This window comes from Arhodomonas sp. KWT (genome assembly GCF_010993615.1).
In genome coordinates this window covers 17,094-18,361 of record NZ_WNXE01000045.1, presented here as the reverse complement: position 1 = coordinate 18,361, position 1,268 = coordinate 17,094, and the positions used below count along the sequence as shown (strand labels likewise).

Annotated in this window: 1 protein-coding gene; it reads right to left on the bottom strand. The window is 71.9% G+C overall.

What is annotated here, in order from left to right; translation table 11 throughout:
- On the bottom strand, positions 1-1,039 hold a 1,039-nt coding region (locus G7A99_RS25405), incomplete at its 3' end, for an MASE1 domain-containing protein (RefSeq protein ID WP_305792316.1).
- Positions 1,040-1,268: the final 229 nt, after the last annotated feature.

Here is a 1,268-nt window from a genome sequence, read left to right as displayed (position 1 = left end):
CGTAGGTGGCAATGGCGCACAGCGGCTGGTTGAGCTCGTGGGCCAGCCCCGCCGCCATCTCCCCCATCGCACTGACCCGACCGGCGTGGGCGAGCTCGTCGAGATAGGCCCGGGCACGCTCCTCGGCCTGACGGCGCCCGGCGATGGAGGCGGCGAGCAGCAGCCCGGTGAGGCTGACCATGGCGAGGTGGGCGTGCAGGGCCAGCAACTCCTGGCTCAGCGCACCGTGGGCGAAGGGCCCCGAGTCCATGGCGGTGAAGCCCGCGGCGATGGCGGCGTGGAACAGCAGCAGCCACACCGTGAGCGCCGGCCCCAGGCGCATCGCCGCCCAGATCACCAGCGGGAAGATCAGGTAGGACAGCGGCCGCCCGAGCATGGCGTCCGGCGGCAGCCACTCGCCGTAGACCACCACGGCGGCGAGCAGCGTCAGCACGGCGATCACCCCCGCCTCCAGCCAGCCGCGCCGGCCGAGCCCCCGCGGCCGCGACACCAGCAGCGCCGGCGCGAGCAGGAGGATCCCCATCAGGTCCGCAACCCAGCAAAGCCACCACAGCGAGGGGAATCCCGGCCAGCGCGCGATGCCCGCGAGCCAGAGCACGCCGGCGCCGAACAGCGAGCTCGCGATGCTGGACGGCAGTGCGCCGGCGAGCAGGAAGCCGAGCACGTCAGACGGCCGGTCCATGGCGAAGCCGATCCGTGCCCGGGCGACGAGCGCCGCACCGAGCCACGCCGCCAGGCCCATGCCGAGCGCGACTGCCACCGAGGCCGTCAGGTCGTGGCCCGACTCCAGATGGGCGGCCAGCGCCCCCAGGGCGGCACCGGCGGCAGCGAGGGGGCCGAACCGGCAGGCCAGGGCGAGGGCCACCCCGGCAGCGGGCCAGAGCAGGCTCACGCCGGCCCGCTCGATGAGGAAGACCATCCCCACGCGGGCAGCCAGCCAGTAGGCGAAGGCCGGCACCAGCACGGCTGCCGCGCCCCGCAGCAGCGTCTGCGCGGAGGCCGATACGAGGCCCGGGAATGGAATACGATGCAGGGTCATCCGGGCAGTCTAGCCAGCGCCCCCCGGGCGGCCAATACGGGATCCCCGCAACAGGGTTCGAGAACCCCCTTCCGTGCGGGAAAAGCGCGCGATCATGTGGGCTTTCGTCGCGAAAACCCCGTTAACGGTGTTTTCGTTGTCCTCCTATCGGATCATTGCTTGAACCTCACCCCACCTTCTATAGAATGAGACGTGTCATGATCGCAGGAGGGCGCACGCGGCGACCGGT